16 protein-coding genes are annotated in these 19,533 nt (G+C 67.3%); 9 read left to right on the top strand and 7 right to left on the bottom strand.

What is annotated here, in order from left to right; translation table 11 throughout:
• Nucleotides 1-59: 59 nt before the first annotated feature.
• The gene (locus AK36_RS07140) at nt 60-1,154 is read left to right on the top strand and encodes an esterase/lipase family protein (protein WP_011881698.1); all 1,095 of its coding nucleotides are present in this window, start codon (nt 60-62) and stop codon (nt 1,152-1,154) included.
• Between the two features lie 3 nt (nt 1,155-1,157).
• On the top strand, nt 1,158-2,192 hold the full coding sequence (locus AK36_RS07135) for a lipase secretion chaperone (protein ID WP_014724718.1): 1,035 nt from the start codon (nt 1,158-1,160) through the stop codon (nt 2,190-2,192).
• A 36-nt stretch (nt 2,193-2,228) separates the two neighbouring features.
• Here AK36_RS07135 and pdxR read toward each other — a convergent pair whose 3' ends face one another.
• Nucleotides 2,229-3,752, bottom strand: a complete 1,524-nt coding sequence (pdxR, locus tag AK36_RS07130) for a MocR-like pyridoxine biosynthesis transcription factor PdxR (protein WP_011881700.1) — start codon at nt 3,750-3,752, stop codon at nt 2,229-2,231.
• Between the two features lie 108 nt (nt 3,753-3,860).
• On the opposite strand from pdxR, the gene AK36_RS07125 reads away from it, so the two are divergent.
• The 4 genes from AK36_RS07125 to AK36_RS07110 all read left to right on the top strand — a co-directional run bounded on the left by AK36_RS07125 (nt 3,861) and on the right by AK36_RS07110 (nt 8,303).
• Nucleotides 3,861-4,952, top strand: a complete 1,092-nt coding sequence (locus AK36_RS07125; RefSeq protein ID WP_045578166.1) for an ABC transporter ATP-binding protein — start codon at nt 3,861-3,863, stop codon at nt 4,950-4,952.
• A 74-nt stretch (nt 4,953-5,026) separates the two neighbouring features.
• Nucleotides 5,027-6,073, top strand: coding sequence for an ABC transporter substrate-binding protein (locus tag AK36_RS07120; protein WP_011881702.1), 1,047 nt, complete (start codon nt 5,027-5,029; stop codon nt 6,071-6,073).
• A 102-nt stretch (nt 6,074-6,175) separates the two neighbouring features.
• On the top strand, nt 6,176-7,432 hold the full coding sequence (locus tag AK36_RS07115) for an ABC transporter permease (protein ID WP_011881703.1): 1,257 nt from the start codon (nt 6,176-6,178) through the stop codon (nt 7,430-7,432).
• A gap of 34 nt (nt 7,433-7,466) precedes the next feature.
• Nucleotides 7,467-8,303 (top strand): ABC transporter permease, encoded by an 837-nt coding sequence (locus tag AK36_RS07110; RefSeq protein ID WP_011881704.1) that lies wholly within the window; start codon nt 7,467-7,469, stop codon nt 8,301-8,303.
• 60 nt (nt 8,304-8,363) lie between these two features.
• On the opposite strand, the gene AK36_RS07105 is transcribed toward AK36_RS07110, so the two are convergent.
• Nucleotides 8,364-10,103 carry a S53 family peptidase gene (locus tag AK36_RS07105; RefSeq protein ID WP_011881705.1) on the bottom strand — a complete coding sequence of 580 codons (1,740 nt, stop codon included), beginning with the start codon at nt 10,101-10,103 and terminating at the stop codon, nt 8,364-8,366.
• Between the two features lie 702 nt (nt 10,104-10,805).
• Here AK36_RS07105 and AK36_RS07095 point away from each other — a divergent pair.
• The 3 genes from AK36_RS07095 to AK36_RS07085 are packed head-to-tail and all read left to right on the top strand — an operon-like array spanning nt 10,806 to nt 11,994.
• A complete protein-coding gene (locus AK36_RS07095) occupies nt 10,806-11,129 on the top strand; it encodes an ArsR/SmtB family transcription factor (RefSeq protein ID WP_014724723.1) in 324 nt (107 codons plus the stop codon).
• Entirely contained in the window at nt 11,126-11,557 is a 432-nt protein-coding gene (locus tag AK36_RS07090; RefSeq protein ID WP_045578165.1) for an SRPBCC family protein, read from the top strand. The genes AK36_RS07095 and AK36_RS07090 overlap by 4 nt, the downstream gene beginning before the upstream one ends.
• The gene (locus AK36_RS07085; protein WP_011881709.1) at nt 11,554-11,994 is read left to right on the top strand and encodes a DUF1801 domain-containing protein; all 441 of its coding nucleotides are present in this window, start codon (nt 11,554-11,556) and stop codon (nt 11,992-11,994) included. The genes AK36_RS07090 and AK36_RS07085 overlap by 4 nt, the downstream gene beginning before the upstream one ends.
• Before the next feature lie 121 nt (nt 11,995-12,115).
• Here the strand turns inward: AK36_RS07085 and acnA are convergent, their stop codons facing one another.
• From acnA to AK36_RS07060, 5 genes are all read right to left on the bottom strand, one after another.
• Nucleotides 12,116-14,833: an aconitate hydratase AcnA gene (acnA, locus tag AK36_RS07080; protein WP_011881710.1), complete on the bottom strand. Its 2,718-nt coding sequence runs from the start codon at nt 14,831-14,833 to the stop codon at nt 12,116-12,118.
• Between the two features lie 52 nt (nt 14,834-14,885).
• Nucleotides 14,886-16,337 carry a bifunctional 2-methylcitrate dehydratase/aconitate hydratase gene (locus AK36_RS07075; protein WP_045578164.1) on the bottom strand — a complete coding sequence of 484 codons (1,452 nt, stop codon included), beginning with the start codon at nt 16,335-16,337 and terminating at the stop codon, nt 14,886-14,888.
• A 17-nt stretch (nt 16,338-16,354) separates the two neighbouring features.
• A complete protein-coding gene (locus tag AK36_RS07070) occupies nt 16,355-16,864 on the bottom strand; it encodes a hypothetical protein (protein WP_011881712.1) in 510 nt (169 codons plus the stop codon).
• 230 nt (nt 16,865-17,094) lie between these two features.
• Nucleotides 17,095-18,099 carry an HpcH/HpaI aldolase/citrate lyase family protein gene (locus AK36_RS07065; protein ID WP_041494099.1) on the bottom strand — a complete coding sequence of 335 codons (1,005 nt, stop codon included), beginning with the start codon at nt 18,097-18,099 and terminating at the stop codon, nt 17,095-17,097.
• Nucleotides 18,100-18,282: 183 nt separating this feature from the next.
• Nucleotides 18,283-19,269 (bottom strand): malate dehydrogenase, encoded by a 987-nt coding sequence (locus AK36_RS07060; protein WP_011881714.1) that lies wholly within the window; start codon nt 19,267-19,269, stop codon nt 18,283-18,285.
• Nucleotides 19,270-19,533: the final 264 nt, after the last annotated feature.

Genomic DNA, 19,533 nt, shown 5'->3' with positions numbered 1-19,533 from the left:
AACGGCAACGCAATGGCCGGCGGCACGCCTTTGAGGACGATGAATTCGGGGGTGTACACATGACTAAATCGATGCGTTCCAGGGTGATGGCGGGTGCAGCGGCATGCGCGATGAGCGCTGCGCCGTTCGCGGGAGCGACTGCCGTGATGGCGCTCGCGACGACGCGCACGGCCGTGGCGGCAACCGCGCCATCGGACACTTACGCGGCGACGCGTTATCCGCTCGTTTTCGTGCACGGCATCAACGGCAACGAGAAAATCGGCGGCGCGATCGATCAGTGGTACGGCATACGTGGCGATCTGCAGCAGCACGGCGCGAGCGTCTATGTCGCGAATCTGTCGGCGTTCCAGAGCGACGACGGTCCGAACGGGCGCGGCGAACAGCTGCTCGCTTACGTCAAGCGGGTGCTCGCCGCGAGCGGTGCGACGCGGGTGAACCTGGTCGGTCACAGCCAGGGCGGCCTCACGTCGCGCTATGTCGCGGCGGTCGCGCCGGAACTCGTCGCATCGGTGACGACGATCGGCACGCCGCACCGCGGCTCCGAGTTCGCGGACTTCGTGCAGCGCGTGCTCGCCTACGACCCGACGGGGCTGTCGTCGGCGGTGATCGCGAAGTTCGTCAATCTGATGGCATTCCTGACGAGCACCAACTTCAACCTGAAGCAGGACGCATTGGCCGCGCTGCAGACGCTGACCACGTCGCAGGCCGCCGTCTACAACGTCAACTATCCGAGCGCGGGCCTTGGCGCGCCGGGCAGCTGCGAGACGGGCGCGTCGACCGAGACGATCGGCGGCCATACGCATCTGCTGTACTCGTGGACGGGCACCGCGATTCGGCCGGCCTTTTCGCTATCCGGCGTCATGCTCGCGAAGGATGTCAGCACGATTCCGTTGATCGATCCCGCGTACAAGGACGACTCTTCGACGCTTGCGATGCTCGCCACCGGCACGGTGATGATCAATCGCGGCTCGGGGCGCAACGACGGGCTCGTGTCGAAATGCAGCGCGCTGTACGGGCAGGTGCTGGGCACGCACTACAAGTGGAATCACGTCGACGAGATCAATCAGACGCTCGGCGTGCACGGTGCGTTTGCGGAGGACCCGGTCGCGGTCATCCGCACGCATGCGAACCGGCTGAAACTCGCGGGTGTGTGATCGATGAGTGCACAACAAACACGCGCACCGCTGCTGCGTCGGATCGCGCCATACGGTGCGGCGGGGCTGGCCGCGATCGTCGGCGTCGCGATCTGGAGCGGCACGGGATCGCAGAGCGGCGCTGATGCGGCGCGCACGCCAGCCAATGCGGTCGCGGCCGACGGCGCGAGCGCCGCAGTTCGTCAGGCCGCGCTGCCGGCGAGCGCCGCATTGCCGGCGCCACTGGTCGGCTCCAGCGCGCCGCGGTTGCCGCTCGATTCGGGCGGGCATCTCGCGAAGGTGCGCGCGGTGCGTGACTTCTTCGATTACTGCCTGACCGCGCGCAGCGAGCTCACTGCGGCCGCGCTCGACGCATTGGTCGCACGCGAGATCGCCGCGCAGCTCGATGCAACGCCCGCGCAGCCCGAGGCGCTCGACGTGTGGCGCCGCTACCGTGCGTATCTCGACGCGCTCGAGAAGCTGCCGGACGGCGGCGCGGTCGACAAGATCGATCCCGAGGCGCTGCAGCGCGCGCTCGACCAGCGCGCGTCGATCGCGCACCGGACGCTCGGCGACTGGAGCCAGCCGTTCTTCGGTGCCGAGCAATCGCAGCAGCGCTACGATCTCGCACGGCTCAGGATCGTGCAGGACCGCACGCTGACCGATGCGCAGAAAGCGGAGCGGCTCGCGGCGCTCGACCAGCAGATGCCGGCCGACGAGCGTGCCGCGCGCGCGCCGGCCGAGCGGCAGCGCGCGGCGCTCGACCAGATCGCGCAATTGCAGAAGAGCGGCGCGACGCCGGACGCGGTGCGCGCACAACTGACGCAGTCGCTCGGTGCGGACGTGGCCGCGCGCGTCGTGCAGATGCAGCAGGACGACGCGTCGTGGCAAAGCCGTTACGCGGATTATGCGGCGCAGCGCGCGCAGATCGATGCGGCCGGGTTGTCGCAGCAGGATCGCGATGCGCAGATCGCGGCGCTGCGGCAGCGGATCTTCACGAAGCCGGGCGAAGCGGTGCGCGCCGCGGCGTTCGATCGCAGCGCGGCCGGCACGCGGTAACCGCACGCGCCAACGCCACGCGCTGACGCCCGTGCGCTACGCCGCGTGCGTGAAATGCCGCGGCAGATGCTGTTCGATCGTTGCCGCGAGCGTATCGAACGCCGGCCCGATGCGCTCGTGCGCGACGCATGCATAGCCGAGCAGCAACCCGGGCCGTGCGGTGGCCTCGCTGCTGTAGTAACTGGTGAGCGGGCGCACGATCACTCCGGCGTCGAACGCGCTTTGCGTGACCTCGTGATCGTCGCATCCTTCGGGCAGACCGAGCACCAGATGCAGGCCGGCCTCGTCGCCCATCACCGGCAGCGCGTCGCCGAAGCGCGCATGGATCGCATCGATCAGCAATTGCCGACGCTCGCCGTACAGCGTGCGCATGCGCCGCACGTGCGACGTCAGGTGACCATCCATGATGAATTCCGCGAGCACGGCCTGCTGCATCAGCTGGCCTTCGCGGTACAGCTCCGACAGCCCGGTGCGAAACGTGTCGACGAGATGCTCGGGCACGACCATGTAGCCCATCCGCAAGCCGGGGAACAGCATCTTGCCGAGGCTGCCGACGTAGATCACGCGGCCGCCGTCGTCGAGGCCCTGCAGTGACGCGAGCGGCCGGCTGCCGTAGCGGAATTCGCTGTCGTAGTCGTCCTCGATGATCCAGCAGCGATGCTGACGCGCGTATTCGAGCAGCATCCGGCGCCGCGCGAGGCTCATCACCATCCCGAGCGGATACTGGTGCGACGGCGTGACGAGCACGAGCCGCGGCGGATGCTGCATGTCGCTCGTGCGCGGATCCAGCCCTTCCTGATCGACCGCCACCGGCGCGAGCGTCAGGCCGGCCGCCTGCAGCACGCTGCGCACGCCCCAGTAGCACGGCTCCTCGACCCATGCGCGATCGCCGATGTCCGACAGCAGCCGCACCGCGAGATCAATCGACTGATGAATGCCGGTCGTGATGATGACCTGGTCGGGCGAGCATTTGACCGAACGCGCGACGCGCAGGTAGTCGGCGAGCGCGCGGCGCAGCGGCCGATAGCCGCCGCCCGGCGCATAGGTCAGCAGCTCCGGGTTGGCTTCCTTCCACAGCCGCGCCTGGAGGCGGCTCCAGGTCCGGCTCGGGAATTCCGCCACGTCCGGCACGCCGGGCATGAACGCGCCCCACTGGCGCCGCGACACGCCCGCATGCTCGATCAATTGCCGGCCGCGCATCGACAGGTCGCGGCGCGTGTCCTGCTGCGGCGCCGCATCGGCTTCGCACGACGGCTGCGCGGCGCCCGGCACGCGGATCGCCGCGGCGTCCGGTCGCGTGTCGGCCACGTAGGTGCCGCTGCCGGTGGTCGTCAGCACGTAGCCCTCGGCGGTGAGCTGATCGTATACGTGAAGCACCGTATTGCGCGCGATCGACAGATCGGCTGCGAGCGTGCGCGAGCTCGGCAGCTTGGTGCCCGGCGCCAGTTCCCCGGTGAGGATCGCCTGCTGCATCTGCTGCAGAAGCTGCCGGTACATCGGCTCGGACGAGCTGCGGTCGAGGCGGGCGGACAGCCAGTCGGCCAGGATCACGGTATCCAAAGTGGTCCCACTAGGAATATTGAAATGGTTCCCTATTGTAGAACCGTACGCGCCGTATAGTAGTTCGCATGTCAAAAACATTTGTCGCGCAGCAAGGGGACCACCACGATGAAGTCCGATGATGTGATCGTCAGCTTTCGCGGCGTGCGAAAGACCTACGACGGCGAGACGCTGGTCGTCAAATCGCTCGACCTCGACATCAAGCGCGGGGAATTCCTGACGCTGCTCGGGCCGTCCGGATCGGGCAAGACCACCTGCCTGATGATGCTGGCGGGCTTCGAGTTCCCGACGGGCGGCGAGATCCGTCTCGACGGCGAGCTGCTGAACACCGTGCCGCCGCACAAGCGCAACATCGGCATGGTGTTCCAGAACTACGCGCTGTTTCCGCACCTCACGGTCGAACAGAACGTCGCGTATCCGCTGACGGTGCGCAAGCTCGGCGCCGCCGAGCGCGCCGAGCGCGTCGCGCATGCGCTGAAGATGGTGCAGATGGAGCGCTTCGCGAAGCGCTATCCCGCGCAGCTGTCGGGCGGCCAGCAGCAGCGTATCGCGCTGGCGCGTGCGCTCGTGTTCGAGCCGAAGCTCGTGCTGATGGACGAGCCGCTCGGCGCGCTCGACAAGCAGCTGCGCGAACACATGCAGTACGAACTGAAGGCGCTGCACGAGAAGCTCGGCGTCACGTTCGTCTACGTGACGCACGACCAGGGCGAGGCGCTGACGATGTCCGATCGCGTCGCCGTGTTCGACAAGGGCATCGTGCAGCAGCTCGACACCGTCGACCGCCTGTACGAATCGCCGTGCAACGAATTCGTCGCGAACTTCATCGGCGACAGCAACCGTCTGCGCGGCACCATCGCGCGCGTCGACGGCGAATTCTGCGAGTTCCGTCTCGACGACGGCACGCAACTCGTCGGCCGCCGCATCGGCGATGCGGTCGAAGGTGCGCCGGCCGTCGCGTGCATCCGACCCGAACGCATGAGTCTCGCGAACGGTCAGGCAAGCGGCCCGGCCAACTGCGTGACCGGCGAGGCGCGCAGCCTCATCTATTTCGGCGATCACGTGCGCATGCGCTGCGCGCTGCCGGGCCAGGACGAATGCTTCGTGAAGGTGCCGCTCGGAACGGGCGCGCTCGACACGTTCTCGCCCGGCGCGCCGATCTCGCTCGCCTTTGCGCCCGAGCACCTGCGCGTGTTCGCGTGACGCCGGGTTCATCCGCTTTTCCGCAGTACGACGTCAACAACAACTGCCTCACTTCCACCACGAGAGGAACCATCATGAACGGAGCAAGCACTACCGCGCGTCGCACCGCGCTCGCCCTGGCGCTCGCCGTCGTCGGCGCATCGGCCACCGCGGCCGAACTCACGGTCGTCAACTTCGGCGGCGCGAACGGCGACGCTCAGAAAGCCGCGTTCAACCAGCCGTTCGAGAAGGCGTCCGGCAACAAGGTCACGGCCGTCGAGTACAACGGCGAACAGGCCAAGGTCAAGGCGATGGTCGAGGCCAAGCACGTGAGCTGGGACGTCGTCGAAGTCGAATCGGGCGACCTGAATCGCGGCTGCGACGAAGGCCTGTACGAGAAGCTCGACTGGTCGAAGATCGCGAAGAAGTCCGATCTGATTCCGGAAGCACCGCAGACCTGCGGCGTCGGCTTCTTCGTGTGGTCGACGGCGCTGTCCTACAACGCGGACAAGCTGAAGAGCGCACCGACGGGCTGGGCCGATTTCTGGAACGTGAAGAAATTCCCGGGCAAGCGCGGGATGCGCAAGGGCGCGCGCTACAACCTCGAGTTCGCGCTGATGGCCGACGGCGTCCCGACCAAGGACGTGTACAAGGTGCTCGGCACGAAGGCGGGCCAGGATCGCGCGTTCAAGAAGCTCGACGAGCTGAAGCCGTACATCCAGTGGTGGGAAGCGGGCGCGCAGCCGCCGCAGTTCCTCGTGGCCGGCGACGTCGTGATGTCGACCGCGTACAACGGCCGCATCGACGCCGCGCAGAAGGAAGGCAAGAACCTGAAGGTCGTGTGGAACGGCAGCATCTACGACCTCGACTACTGGGCGATTCCGAAGGGCACGCCGAACAAGGCGCTGGCCGAGCAGTACATCGCGTACACGCTGACGCCGAAGGCGCAGCAGGCGTATGCGCAGCACATCGCGTACGGCCCGTCGAACGTCGTGGCGATCAAGTCGCTCGACGCGAAGACGCTCGCGAACCTGCCGAACTCGCCGGCCAACGGCAAGAACGCGGTGCTGGAAGACATCGGCTTCTGGACCGACCACAGCGACGAGCTCGAGCAGCGCTTCGCCGCATGGGCGACGAAGTAACGGCCGTTCAGCTGTCCTGATGCAACCCGCCGCGCGGCGCGTCGAGCGCGCCGCGCGGCATTCCACCGGATCGAGCCCGGCCGGAGAGAACCGTTGAACACGATGACGATCGCCCCCTCTTCACCGTCGACCGCCGCGCTCAAGCGCGAGCTGAAGTCCGCCGAGGCCCGCAAGCGCACGATGGCGTTGCTGCTGATCGCGCCGCTCGCGATTTTCCTGCTGCTCGTGTTCGTCGTGCCGATCGGCACGCTGCTCACGCGCGCGGTGCAGAACCCCGAGATCGCGACCGCGCTGCCGAACACGATCGCCGCGCTGTCGGCCTGGGACCGCAAGGCACCGCCCGCCGATGCCGCCTACGTCGCACTCGCGGCCGACATGGCGAAGGTCGCCGACAGCGAGGCGATGGGCGCACTCGCACGGCGCCTGAACACCGAAATTCCCGGCTATCGCTCGCTGGTGGCGAAGACGGCCCGCGCGATGCCGCTGAAGGGCGACAACGATGCGGCGCTCACGCCTGCGCAAACGCGTGCGAAGCTGATCGAGCTCGACTCGCGCTGGGGCGAGCTCCCTTACTGGCAGTCGATCGCGAAGAACGGCAGCCAGTTGTCGCCGTTCTACCTGCTCGCGTCGCTCGACCACAAGCAGGACGGTTTCGGCAACATCGTGCAGGCCGACCCCGATCAGTCGATCTACCTCGCGATCTTCGGCCGAACGTTCGTGATCGGCGTCGCGGTCACGCTGTTTGCGCTGCTGCTCGGCTATCCGCTCGCCTACTGGATCTCGACGCTGTCCGAGCGTCGCGCGAACCTCGTGATGATCCTCGTGCTGATTCCATTCTGGACCTCGGTGCTGGTGCGCGTCGCCGCGTGGATCGTGCTGCTGCAGAGCGAAGGGCTCATCAACAGCGCGCTGATCGGCAGCGGGCTGATCTCGCATCCGTTGAGCCTGCTGTTCAACCGCGTCGGCGTGTACATCTCGATGACGCACATCCTGCTGCCGTTCATGATCCTGCCGCTGTACAGCGTGATGAAGTCGATTCCGCCGACTTACCAGCGCGCGGCCGTGTCGCTCGGCAGCCATCCGTTCGCCGCGTTCTGGCGCGTGTACGTGCCGCAGACTTACCCGGGCATCGGCGCCGGCGCGCTGCTGGTGTTCATTCTCGCGATCGGCTACTACATCACGCCGGCGCTGCTCGGCGGGCCGAACGACCAGATGGTCAGCTACTACGTCGCGTACTTCACCAACGTGACGATCAACTGGGGCATGGCGTGTGCGCTCGGCGGGCTGCTGCTCGCGGCGACGCTGGTGCTGTATGCGGTATACGGGCGCTTCACGCGCACCAACGTGAGCCTCGGCTGAGCCGGGCACAGGGAAACGGGAAGGGAGTCCGACCATGAAACTCGCCAGGCCGCTGTTCGCGCCGCACATGTCGTTCGTCGAACGCGCGTGGTACGTCGCGCTGCGCGTACTCGTCGTGCTGACGCTGCTGTATTTGATCCTGCCGGTGCTCGCGATCGTGCCGCTGTCGTTTTCGTCGAGCACGTTCCTCGTCTATCCGATTCCGGGCTTCTCGATGCGCTGGTACGAGAACCTGCTCGCGTCGGACGAGTGGCGCATGGCCGCGAAGAACAGCTTCATCGTCGCGCCGGCGGCCACCATCGTCGCGACCGTGCTCGGCACGCTCGCCGCGATCGGCCTTACGAAGGCCGACTTCCGCGGCAAGGCGCTGCTGATGGCGATCCTGCTGTCGCCGATGATCGTGCCGGTGGTGGTGGTCGGCGTCGGCATGTACCTGTTCTTCGCGCCGCTCGGGCTCGCGAACACCTACACGGGGCTGATCGCCGCACACGCGGCGCTCGGCGTGCCGTTCGTCGTGACGACGGTGGCCGCGACGCTGCAGGGCTTCAACTACAACCTGGTGCGCGCGAGCCTGTCGCTCGGCGCGAATCCGGTCACGACGTTTTTCCGCGTGACGCTGCCGGTGATCGCGCCGGGCGTGATGTCGGGCGCGCTGTTCGCGTTCGCGACGTCGTTCGACGAAGTCGTGGTCACGCTGTTCCTCGCCGGCGCCGATCAGACGACGCTGCCGCGCCAGATGTTCACCGGCATCCGCGAGAACATCAGCCCGACGATCGCGGCGCTCGCCACGATCCTGATCATCTTCTCGACGAGCCTGCTGCTCGCGCTCGAATGGCTGCGCGGCCGCAATGCGCGGCGCGCGGTGTCCTGACGGCGAGCGCTTCGCCGGCCGGCGCGCCGCCATCGGCGCGCGCCGGCCTTCACGCGACGCTCAGAAGCCGCCCGACTGGATCAGCTTGTTGAGGTTCGTGACGTTCAGGCTGCCGAAGCCGGTCGGGTAATCCCAGCCGGTGCCTGCCGTGTAGCCATACCCCTGATAGCCGTTGTTGCCCGACACCACGTCGTAGCGCACCAGCGACGGATTCGACGGAATGCGCGCATAGAACCTGGCGGCCGGGAAACCGAGCCCGGTGCCGTTTGCCGCGAGCAGCCGCGCCCAGAAGCCGGTGAAGATCGGCGCGGCGAGGCTGGTGCCGCCGATCTGCTGCAACTGGCCGTAGTTGTAGATGTACGCGCCGGTGCTCTGCGCGGCGTCGAACGACACGTCCGGCAAGCGGCGGTTGCTGCCCGACTGCCACGCGGGCGCCGGCAGGATCGTGCTGACGCCGCCGCCCGTCGCCCATAGCTTGCCGTTGCCGTCGAGGCCTTCGTTCCACACCGTCTCGTTCGAGAACGCACCGGCCGACGTCGTGTACAGCGTCGTGCCGCCGATCGCGAGCACGTGCGGCGACGCGGCCGGCCACGACACCGTGTAGTTCGAGCCGTCCGGATAGCCGCGGTTGTTGCATTCGTACACGCCTTCGTCGCCCGACGACACCGAGAACGTCTGGCCCTGCGCCGCGGCGGTCGTGAAGATCTGCTCCTCGGCGTCGAGCGTGCCGTCGGCGTTCGCGTCGGTCTCGCACCAGCCGAGCGACACATTGATCACCTTCGCCGTGTTGTCCGACACCACGCGGTTGAACGCCTGCGTGAGCCCGGTGTTGCCGGCCGCGTTCAGGTCGGCCATGTAGAACACCAGCTTGCCGACCTGGCCGCCCGCCGAGCCGACGATCGACTGGCTGTCGAGATCCCATTCGCCCTGGCCGTCCTGGTCGTCGCTGTAGCTGCCCGACGTGCCGGTGCCGTTGGTCTTCACGGCCTGGGTCGCGACCGTGCCGTAGCCGTTGCTCGACGTGAACTGCTTCAGGTCCTGCAGCGTTTGCGATACGCCGCCGATCGTGACGATTCCCACCGTCACGCCGGCCGCCGTCGGCACGCCGGTCGCGTTGTAGAGGCCGGGGAACTCCTTCGGATAGTGGCCGGTGGCCGTGCCGGCCGCGAGCGCCTGTGGCTTCGCGACGTTGCCGATGCGCAGCATCGGGCGCGCGCGTGCGACGTTCTGCAAGCCGAGCACCGAGCCGACGACGTCGCCGAGCGCGCGCGGCACCTGCGCCGTCGACGCGTTCGCGAACCCGGCGCGGCCCGCGTACTGGAAGTGCACGAGCGACGTGTTGAACGCGGTCTTCACGGTGCCCGCCGTGCCGTGCGCCGACACCAGCAGCCGGTTCGGCGCGACCTCGATGTTCACGAACCCGCTCTTGCGCAGATAGTCGACGACCGACTTCACCTGCGCTTCGGTCGGCGCGTAGTCCGCGAGGAACTGCTCGTGCGTCAGGTACTGGCCGTAATGCGCGTTGCCGGGCCGGTTCACGTCGCGGGCGAGCTGCTTGAGCTGCGCCGCGTTGCGCAGCTTCAGGCTGACGACGATGTCGGCCGTCTCGCCGGCCGCGAGTTCGAGCGACGGCGCCGTGCTGCGCGCCATCAGCTGCGGGCCGGTCAGAAAGGCCTTCGTGTGGGTATCGACCCAGTCCGTGCTCGCATGCGCCGCACCGGCGGCGAACACGAGCGGCCACGCGCACGCGAGGCGGCGGGGCGACGGGAGGGACAGGGCGAACCGCGCGTTCCTTTTCATCGGGAATCCTTTTTCGGGAGAGACGACGTTGCTGGAAGCCGCAACCCTTGTGGGGCTGCGAGCGGTGACGAGCGTAGGGTGTCGGGGTCGTTCAGGTAGCTGGCAGTTTCCATAGCTGTCAGTTCTGACACCGACGTGCCGCGCGCGGGCACTGCGTTGGGTGCGCGCGCAACGGCATGCGCGGACGGACGGAACCGGTTTGCGGCGCGCCGGTGCGACCGTCCGCGCCGTTCGAGCGCATGACGCGTTCGTTGCGGTATCGGAATGTGCGCAATTGCGCGGCGCTGCCGTGCGCGCACGCGTCGTTCGCCTCCGCGCCGGAATGCGGCGCGCGTCGCACTATGTGGGCGCGCGACGGCGCGGGGCCGGGACGCGTGCAGCGCGAGCCGCGACGGCGGGAATTCTCGACCCGTTCGGACGTGCCGGTTTCCCGAACTGTGGAACGTCGCATCGCCGAGCCTTGCAGCGTCCTTTCGGTTCGCGAAGCGCGCGAGCCGATTAGAGGAATTGCTCGAACGCATCCGGATGCCGGGTTCGGCCGAGCGTCCGATGTCCACGGCGCGCCGGTGCGGCGGCGTTTGCGCGCGTTCGGTCGCCCCGGCTTGCGCGTGTCGCGCGCGACATCCGGCCGCAACCCATGCTTGACGCGCGCCGTCGCCGAGCTATTCTGCAATCCATAACCACAAAGTTATTGATTCCAGCATGCAAAGCCCGCACGACCTGCTGTTCAGAACACTTGCCGATCCGACGCGCCGCGCGCTGTTCGAGCGACTGTGTGCGGAAGGCGAGCTGACGGTCGCCGCGCTGACGGCCCGCGCCGGCGTGTCGCAGCCGGCCGTGTCGAAGCATCTGGGTGTACTGAAGCAGGCCGGGCTCGTGAGCGACCGTCACGCGGGCCGGCAGACGCACTACAGCGCGCAGCCGCAGGCGCTGACTCCGTTGCTCGACTGGGCCGGCCAGATGACCGCCTTCTGGCAGAACCGGTTCGATGCGCTCGAAGATCTGCTCAGGAGAATGGACCAATGAACCCCAACCCCGCCGCAACCCGTACCGTCGTCGTCGAACGGGAGCTGTCGCATCCGCCCGAGAAGATCTGGCGTGCGCTCACGCAACCGCATCTGCTCGACGCGTGGCTGATGCAGAGCGATTTCGAACCGGTGGCGGGCCGCGCGTTCAGTTTTCGCGCCGACTGGGGTTCGGTCGACTGCACCGTGCTGACGATCGAGCCGCACCGCGCGCTGTCGTACACGTGGGCCGCTCATGGCCTCGAAAGCGTCGTCACATGGACGCTCACGCCCACGCCGCACGGCACGCTGCTGCGAATGGAGCAAAGCGGCTTCCGCACCGATCAGGAGCAGGCGTACCGTGGCGCGCAGCACGGCTGGCCGAAGTTCTTCGCGTCGCTCGAACAACTGCTCGCACGCCAGGACGAGGGCGGGGAGGCCGACGCATGAGCGCCGCCGGGCACGACCTGACGCCGTCCGCGCGCATCGACGCACTGATCGCCGGAATCGCCGACTGGCGCCGCGACGTCTTTGCCGAGCTGCGCGCGACGATCCTCGCGGCCGACGCCGGCATCGTCGAGGAATGGAAGTGGATGGGCAGCCCCGTCTGGTCGTGCGACGGGATGATCGCGGTCGCGAACGCGCACAAGGGCAAGGTCAAGCTCACGTTCATGCACGGCGCGCAGCTGGCCGATCCCGATGGGCTGTTCAACGCGGGCCTCGACGGCAACGCGCGCCGCGCGATCGACTTCATGGAAGGCGACAAGCTCGACCGGCGCGCGCTGCAGCGCCTGATTCGCGCGGCGATCGACTACAACCGCGCGCATCTGAAGAAGAACGCACGCGCCGCTGCGGGTGCGAAGGCGCGCGGCGGCAAGCAAGCCTAGCGCCGCCGGCCGCTGCGGCGCGCGCCTTTGTACGGACGAAAAAAAACCCGACACGAGGTCGGGTATCCAAATCGGCCGCAACCGCCGCGAGGCGGCTGCGGCACCTGCAAAAGCAGGGCGCTTACGCTGCGAGCAGCGAGCGCAGCACGAACGGCAGGATCCCGCCGTGCTTGTAGTAGTCGACTTCGATCGGCGTATCGATGCGCAGCAGCACCGGCACGCGGGTCGTTTCGCCGTTCTTGCGGTGGATCACCAGCGTGACGTCCTGCTGCGGCTTGAAGTCGTCGCCGAGGCCTTCGATGTCGTAGGTCTCTTCGCCGGTGATGCCGAGCGACTGCACGCTGTCCGCGCCCTTGAACTGCAGCGGCAGCACGCCCATGCCGACCAGGTTCGAGCGGTGGATGCGCTCGAAGCTGCGGGCGATCACGGCCTTCACGCCGAGCAGCTGGGTGCCCTTCGCGGCCCAGTCGCGCGACGAGCCCGTGCCGTACTCTTCGCCCGCGAACACGACGGTCGGCGTGCCGGCGCCGACGTACTTCATCGCCGCGTCGTAGATCGACAGCTGTTCGCCGCTCGGCTGGTGGATCGTCAGACCGCCTTCGACGCGCGTGCCGTCGGCCTTCGCCGGGATCATCAGGTTCTTGATGCGGACGTTCGCGAACGTGCCGCGCATCATCACGTCATGGTTGCCGCGGCGCGAGCCGTAGCTGTTGAAGTCGGCCTTCTGCACGCCGTTCTCCTTCAGCCACTTGCCTGCCGGCGAGTCTTCCTTGATCGAGCCTGCCGGGCTGATGTGGTCGGTCGTCACCGAATCGCCGAAGATGCCCAGTGCGCGCGCGCCCTGGACGGTCGGGATCGACGCGGCCGGCTCCATCGAGAAGTCGTGGCCGAAGAACGGCGGCTCGGCGATGTAGGTCGACTTCGGCCAGTCGTAGACCTGGCCCGTTTCGCCCTCGATCTTGCTCCACAGGTCGCCCTTCTTCGTGAGCTTCGAGTAGTTGTCCTCGAACTTCTTCGGGTCCAGCGCGAACTTCAGCAGCGCGTGGATTTCGTCGCTGGTCGGCCAGATGTCGCCGAGGTAGATGTCGTAGCCGTCCTTGCCCTTGCCGACCGGCTCCGTCATCAGGTCGCGCGTGATGTTGCCGGCGATCGCGTAGGCGACGACGAGCGGCGGCGACGCGAGGAAGTTCGCGCGGATGTTCGGGTGGATGCGCGCCTCGAAGTTACGGTTGCCCGACAGCACGGCCGCCGCGACGATGTCGTTCTTCGTGATCGCTTCGTTCAGCTCCGGCGTCAGGTCGCCCGCGTTGCCGATGCAGGTCGTGCAGCCGTACGCGGCGACTTCGAAGCCGAGCTTCGCGAGGTACGGCAGCAGGCCCGTCTTCGTCAGGTATTCGGTGACGATGCGCGATCCCGGCGCGAGCGACGTCTTGATGTGCGGCGCGACCGTCAGGCCGGCTTCCACGGCCTTCTTCGCGAGCAGGCCGGCGGCCAGCAGCACGCTCGGGTTCGACGTGTTCGTGCACGACGTGATCGCGGCGATCAGCACGTCGCCGTTCTTCACGTCGACGCCGTTGCTCGTCGTGTACTGCGCGTTCAGGTCCTCGGCCTTCTTCGCGAAGCCGTTTTCGGCGACCGGCTTCGAGAACAGCTCGGTGAACGTCGACTTCACGTTGCCGATTTCGATGCGGTCCTGCGGGCGCTTCGGGCCGGCCAGCGACGGGGCGACCGTCGCGAGGTCGAGCGTGACCGTCTTCGTGTAGTCGATGTCGCCTGCCTTCGGGATGCCGAACAGCTTCTGCGCCTTGAAGTAGTTCTCGAACGCGGCGATTTCGGCCTTCGTGCGGCCCGTGCCTTCGAAGTACTCGATCGTCTTTTCGTCGACCGGGAAGAAGCCCATCGTCGCGCCGTATTCCGGCGCCATGTTGCCGATCGTCGCGCGGTCCGGCAACGACAGCGACTTCGTGCCTTCGCCGAAGAACTCGACGAACTTGCCGACGACCTTCTCCTTGCGCAGCATTTCGGTGATCGTCAGCACCAGGTCGGTGGCCGTCACGCCTTCGCGCAGCTTGCCCTTCAGCTCGACGCCGACGACGTCCGGCGTCAGGAAGTACACCGGCTGGCCGAGCATGCCGGCTTCCGCTTCGATGCCGCCTACGCCCCAGCCGACCACGCCGATGCCGTTGATCATCGTCGTGTGGCTGTCGGTGCCGACGAGGGTGTCCGGGTAGTACACGGTGTCGCCGCCGTCGGCCTTCTTGTGCACGCCGCGCGCGAGGTATTCCAGGTTCACCTGGTGGACGATGCCGACGCCCGGCGGCACGACCTTGAACGTGTCGAACGCCTGCATGCCCCACTTCATGAACTGGTAGCGCTCGTTGTTGCGCTGGAATTCCAGCTTCATGTTCAGGTCGAGCGCATCCTTCTGACGGAAGTAGTCGATCTGCACCGAGTGGTCGACGACGAGATCGACCGGCACCAGCGGCTCGATCTTCTTCGGATCCTTGCCCGAACGCTGCGCGACACCGCGCATGGCCGCGATATCGGCGAGCAGCGGCACGCCGGTGAAGTCCTGCAGCACGACGCGCGACACCACGAACGGAATCTCGTCGACCCGCTTCGCGGTCGGCTGCCAGTTCGCGAGCTGCTCGATGTGTTCTTCGGTGATCTTCTTGCCGTCGTAGTTGCGCAGCACGGACTCGAGCACGATGCGGATCGACACCGGCAGGCGTTCGATCTTCGTCTTCAGTTCCTTGCCGAGCTGCGGCAGCGAGTAGAACTTGCCTTTGCCGGAACCGCTGTCGAATTCCTTGAGGGTCTTGTGGAGATTGTGGGCCATGGTGATTTTCCTGGGTTTAAGGCTAGGAAACAAAGAGTCCTGTATCTGACGGCTAGATCATATACAGATCGACGTACTCATTGACCGGCATCGCATCGAGCTTTGCCTGGTCCAGCGACACGTCGAGAATCGCTTGTTGCTGCTTTGCCGGGAAACGGCGGGCAAGGTTGGTCCGGAATTTCTCGATCAGCAGCGGGATGCCGTCGGCACGGCGTCGCTGATGGCCGATCGGATATTCGACCGTCACCTCGGCAAGCGTCGACCTGTCCGCGAATTCGATCGTCAGCGCGTTCGCGATCGAGCGCTTGGCCGGGTCGTGGTAGTCCTTCGTGAACTGCGGATCCTCGACGCACACGGTCTTCGCGCGCAGCGCGTCGATGCGCGGATCGGCGGCGGTCGCGTCTTCGTAGTCGGCCGCGCTCAGCCGGCCGAACAGCAGCGGCACGGCCACCATGTACTGGATGCAGTGGTCGCGGTCGGCCGGATTGGCGAGGGGCCCCTGCTTGTCGATGATGCGGATCGCGGCCGCGTGCGTGCGGATCGTGATGCGGCTGATCTCGTCGGTCGTGCGGCCGGCCGCGGCGAGCCGCGCGTGCAGCTGCAGCGCGGCCTCGACGGCCGTCTGCGCATGGAATTCGGCGGGGAACGCGATCTTGAACAGCACGTTCTCCATCACGTAGGTGCCGTACGGGCGCTGGAAGCGGAACGGCTGCCCGCGGAACAGCACGTCGTAGAAGCCCCAGGTCTTCGCGGTCAGCGCGGACGGGTAGCCCATCTCGCCGGTCTTCGCGATCAGCGCGAGGCGCACCGCGCGCGACGTCGCGTCGCCGGCCGCCCACGACTTGCGCGAGCCGGTGTTCGGCGCATGGCGGTAGGTGCGCAACGCGTGGCCGTCGACGAACGCGTTCGACACCGCATTGAGCAGCTCGTCGCGCGTGAGCCCGAGCAGGCGGCCGACCACGGCGGTCGACGCGACCTTGACCAGCAGCACGTGGTCGAGCCCGACGGCATTGAAAGAATTCTCGAGTGCGAGGCAGCCCTGGATCTCGTGGGCCTGGATCATCGCGACGAGCACGTCGCGCATCGCGAGCGGCTTCCTGCCGGCCGCGACGGCCGTGCGGGACAGCCAGTCGGCCGTCGCCAGGATCCCGCCGAGGTTGTCGGACGGATGACCCCATTCGGCGGCGAGCCAGGTGTCGTTGAAGTCCAGCCAGCGGATCATCGCGCCGATGTCGAACGCGGCCTGTACGGGATCGAGCTGGAAGGACGTGCCGGGCACCTTCGCGCCGTTCGGCACGATCGTGCCCGGCACGACGGGGCCGAGCAGCTTGGTGCAGGCAGGGTAGGAGAGCGCCTCGAGTCCGCATCCGAGCGTGTCGATCAGGCAATGACGCGCCGTCTCCAGCGCGAGCGCGCTGTCGATGCCGGTGTCGAGCACGTAGTCGACGATGTCGACGAGTACCGAATCCGGCGCAGGGCGGACGTTGGAGACCGGGGCGGACATCGAGGGCCTGGGCGCGCTTAGTTCGTCGCCGGCTTCAGCTCGTTGGACTGCGTCGGTGCGGCGCCGCCTTGCGCCATTTCCGGCGTCACGCATTCGTCGGCGAGACGCTCGCCGCCGTTCGCGTCGCTGAACAGCATCGCCTTGGTCGGGATCACGACCAGCTTGAAGCCGGCGGCCGGATCGTAGAACGTGTCGGCGCCGGTCGTCGTGGCCTGACGCGGCAGCTTGTAGTTCTTCTTCGCCCAGTGGACCGTGACCAGCTGGTCGCGCTTCATGTCGCCGGCGAGGTCGAACGACAGGCCGTCCTTGCACGCCCACTTCACTGCGCCGTCCGGTACCGGATCGACCTTCGCCGCGGCACGCGCGAGGGACTTCTTGCTGCGCGGAATCAGGCGCTTGGCCGGTGCCGGGCGCTTGGCCGTCTTCTTCGCAGTCGTGGCCGTACCCTGGGCGAACGCGCTCGGCGCCGACACCAGCAGCGTGGCGGACAACGCGCCGATGGCGGTAGCGATCAGGAGTTTCTTCATGGAGTCAGAACCTTTCGATTATCAGTTGACAAGGGCCGGCTGCTGACGCCGCCGGCCGGTTTGAAACTGCACGCGCCCCCGGAAGCGCGCAGCGGCCGCTATTTTGACCTATTTGGCTGCGCATATTTCAGGTTTTCGGGCTCGGTTACGTTTTTTGTCGTTTCGCAAACCTGTGTCGCGTTCGCGCGCCGGAGATTCGATGAAATCCGCATGTCGGCGGCTCGGCCGGCTTAACCGGAGCCTGCGCCGGCCGGCCCGAACAGCGGCGCGGCTTCGCGCGGCACGGCCTGGCCGGTCGCCTTCGCGCGGCGCAGCACCGACCAGTAATAGCGGTAGCTCGCGCGGTCGTGCAGCGTGTCGCCGTGGCGCGTCGGGCCCCAGTCGGCGGCCTGCGCGGCCAGCAGGATCTCGGCGGCCAGCGCGACCTCGTCGGTGCGCGGCGCGAATGCGTCGACGATCGGACGGATCTGCGCCGGATGGATGCTCCACATCCGCGTGAAGGCGAATTCGTCGCGCGCGCGGCGTGCATCGCCGGCCACGACGCTCATGTCGCGCACGTCGGTCGTGACGTTGTGCGACGGCGTCTTGCCGTGCGCGTGGCAGGCCGCGGCGATCTCCAGTTTCGCGCGGCGCACGAGCGGGTGATCGAACTGGCCCGGCGAGCGCATCGCCGCATCGGGAATCGCGCCGTGATGGGCGGATACGAAATCCATCAGCCCGAAGCTCAGCGTGCCGACCAGCGGCAGCGCGGCGAGCGTCGCGGCCTGCGCGAGCGCGCCGTGCGTCTCGACCAGCACGTCGACCGGAATCGGCTGCGCGAGCCCGAGCTCGCGGCGCGTGCCTTCGATGAACGCGATCATCTCGGCCGCATCGGCGGCGCCGGCTACCTTCGGCAGCGTGACGTAGGCGGGCGCGCGCGCGGCGCGCAGCACGATGCGCACGTCGTCGCGCCAGTGCGGATGGGAAAAGTCGTGAATGCGGACGCCGACGCGTCCGAAGCGGTTCTCGGCGCTGCCGAGGAATTCGGCGACGAGCTGTGCGTGGGCGGCTTCCTGGCCGACGGCCGCGCCGTCCTCGCAGTCGAGCGTGATGTCGAACACCGGGCCGAGTTCGGCCTGGAGCGCGAGCGATTTGCGCATCAGCTTCTCGCTGCCCGCGTAGTGATCGCAGCAGGGCAGGATCGCGGGCGGCGACGCCCCGTCGTACAGCACTTGTGCAGGAGTGAGCGCGGACATCTCTTCTACGCCAGGGAAGCGGATCATCGGGGAGAAATCGGATCCGGCCACGTTCTGGGCCGGCACGCGCTGCGCGCCGGCGGCAAAACGTGCCCGGATCGGATCGGGCGGCGCGGCTGGCTGCGCGCCGGCCGCCCGTGCCGTGGCCGGGCCGCCCGCGGGCGGCCCGGCCACGCAGCCTGCTTAGTTCTTCAGCAGGTGTGCGACGCCGTCGCGCTCTTCGAGCAGCTCGGCGAGCGTGCCGTCCATCTTCTCGCGCGAGAACGCATCGATCTCGAGGCCTTCGACGCGCTTGTATTCGCCGTTTTCGCAGGTGACCGGCACGCCGTAGATGATGTCTTCGGGGATGCCGTACGAGCCGTCCGACGGGATGCCCATCGTGACCCACTTGCCGTTCGTGCCGAGCACCCAGTCACGCACGTGGTCGATCGCCGCATTGGCTGCCGACGCTGCCGACGACAGGCCGCGCGCTTCGATGATCGCCGCGCCGCGCTTGCCGACGGTCGGGATGAACGTTTCGCGGTTCCACACGTCGTCGTTGACGAGCTTCAGCATCGACTCGCCTTCGGCGGTCGCGAAGCGGAAGTCGGGGTACATCGTCGGCGAGTGGTTGCCCCACACGGCGAGCTTCTCGATCGATGCGACCGGCTTGCCCGTCTTCGCTGCGAGTTGCGACAGCGCGCGGTTGTGATCGAGGCGCAGCATGGCCGTGAAGTTCTTCTTCGGCAGATCCGGCGCCGACTTCATCGCGATGTAGGCGTTCGTGTTGGCCGGGTTGCCGACCACCAGCACCTTGACGTCGCGGCTCGCGACTTCGTTCAGCGCGGCGCCCTGGACCGTGAAGATCTCGGCGTTGGCCGACAGCAGGTCCTTGCGCTCCATGCCCTTCGAGCGCGGACGTGCGCCGACGAGCAGTGCGACGTCTGCATCCTTGAATGCAACCTTCGGATCGTCGGTGATCACGACGCCCGCGAGCAGCGGGAACGCGCAATCTTCGAGTTCCATCACGACGCCTTTGACGGCGGCTTGGGCTTGCGGGAGGTCGAGCAGTTGCAGGATGACCGGCTGGTCCTTGCCGAGCAGGTCGCCGTTCGCGATGCGGAACAGCAGGGAGTAAGCGATTTGACCTGCGGCGCCGGTGACGGCAACGCGCTTTGCGGGCTTAGCCATTGAAAATCTCCAGGACGGGATGAAGCGATGGACGCTAGGCAAAACGCCATTCTATGCGCGTTACGCGTAGCGTTGCAGTGAAGCAGGGCGGAGGACTCGCGAAAGGCAGACGCGGTGAACCTGGAGACGGCCGTGGCACGTAGCCGGGGACGCGTTTTGCACCCGCGAACCCTTGCTCGACCGGGAGTGTAGGAGCGGGCGTGGCCAAAGTCAAACGGTATCATATGTCTTATATAAGACAGATGTTTTGCTGAATTTGAGTGG

The organism is Burkholderia vietnamiensis LMG 10929 (genome assembly GCF_000959445.1).
GTDB classification, from domain to species: domain Bacteria; phylum Pseudomonadota; class Gammaproteobacteria; order Burkholderiales; family Burkholderiaceae; genus Burkholderia; species Burkholderia vietnamiensis.
Note: the sequence above shows the minus strand (reverse complement) of the source record. Positions and strands in the feature narration are given on the sequence as shown.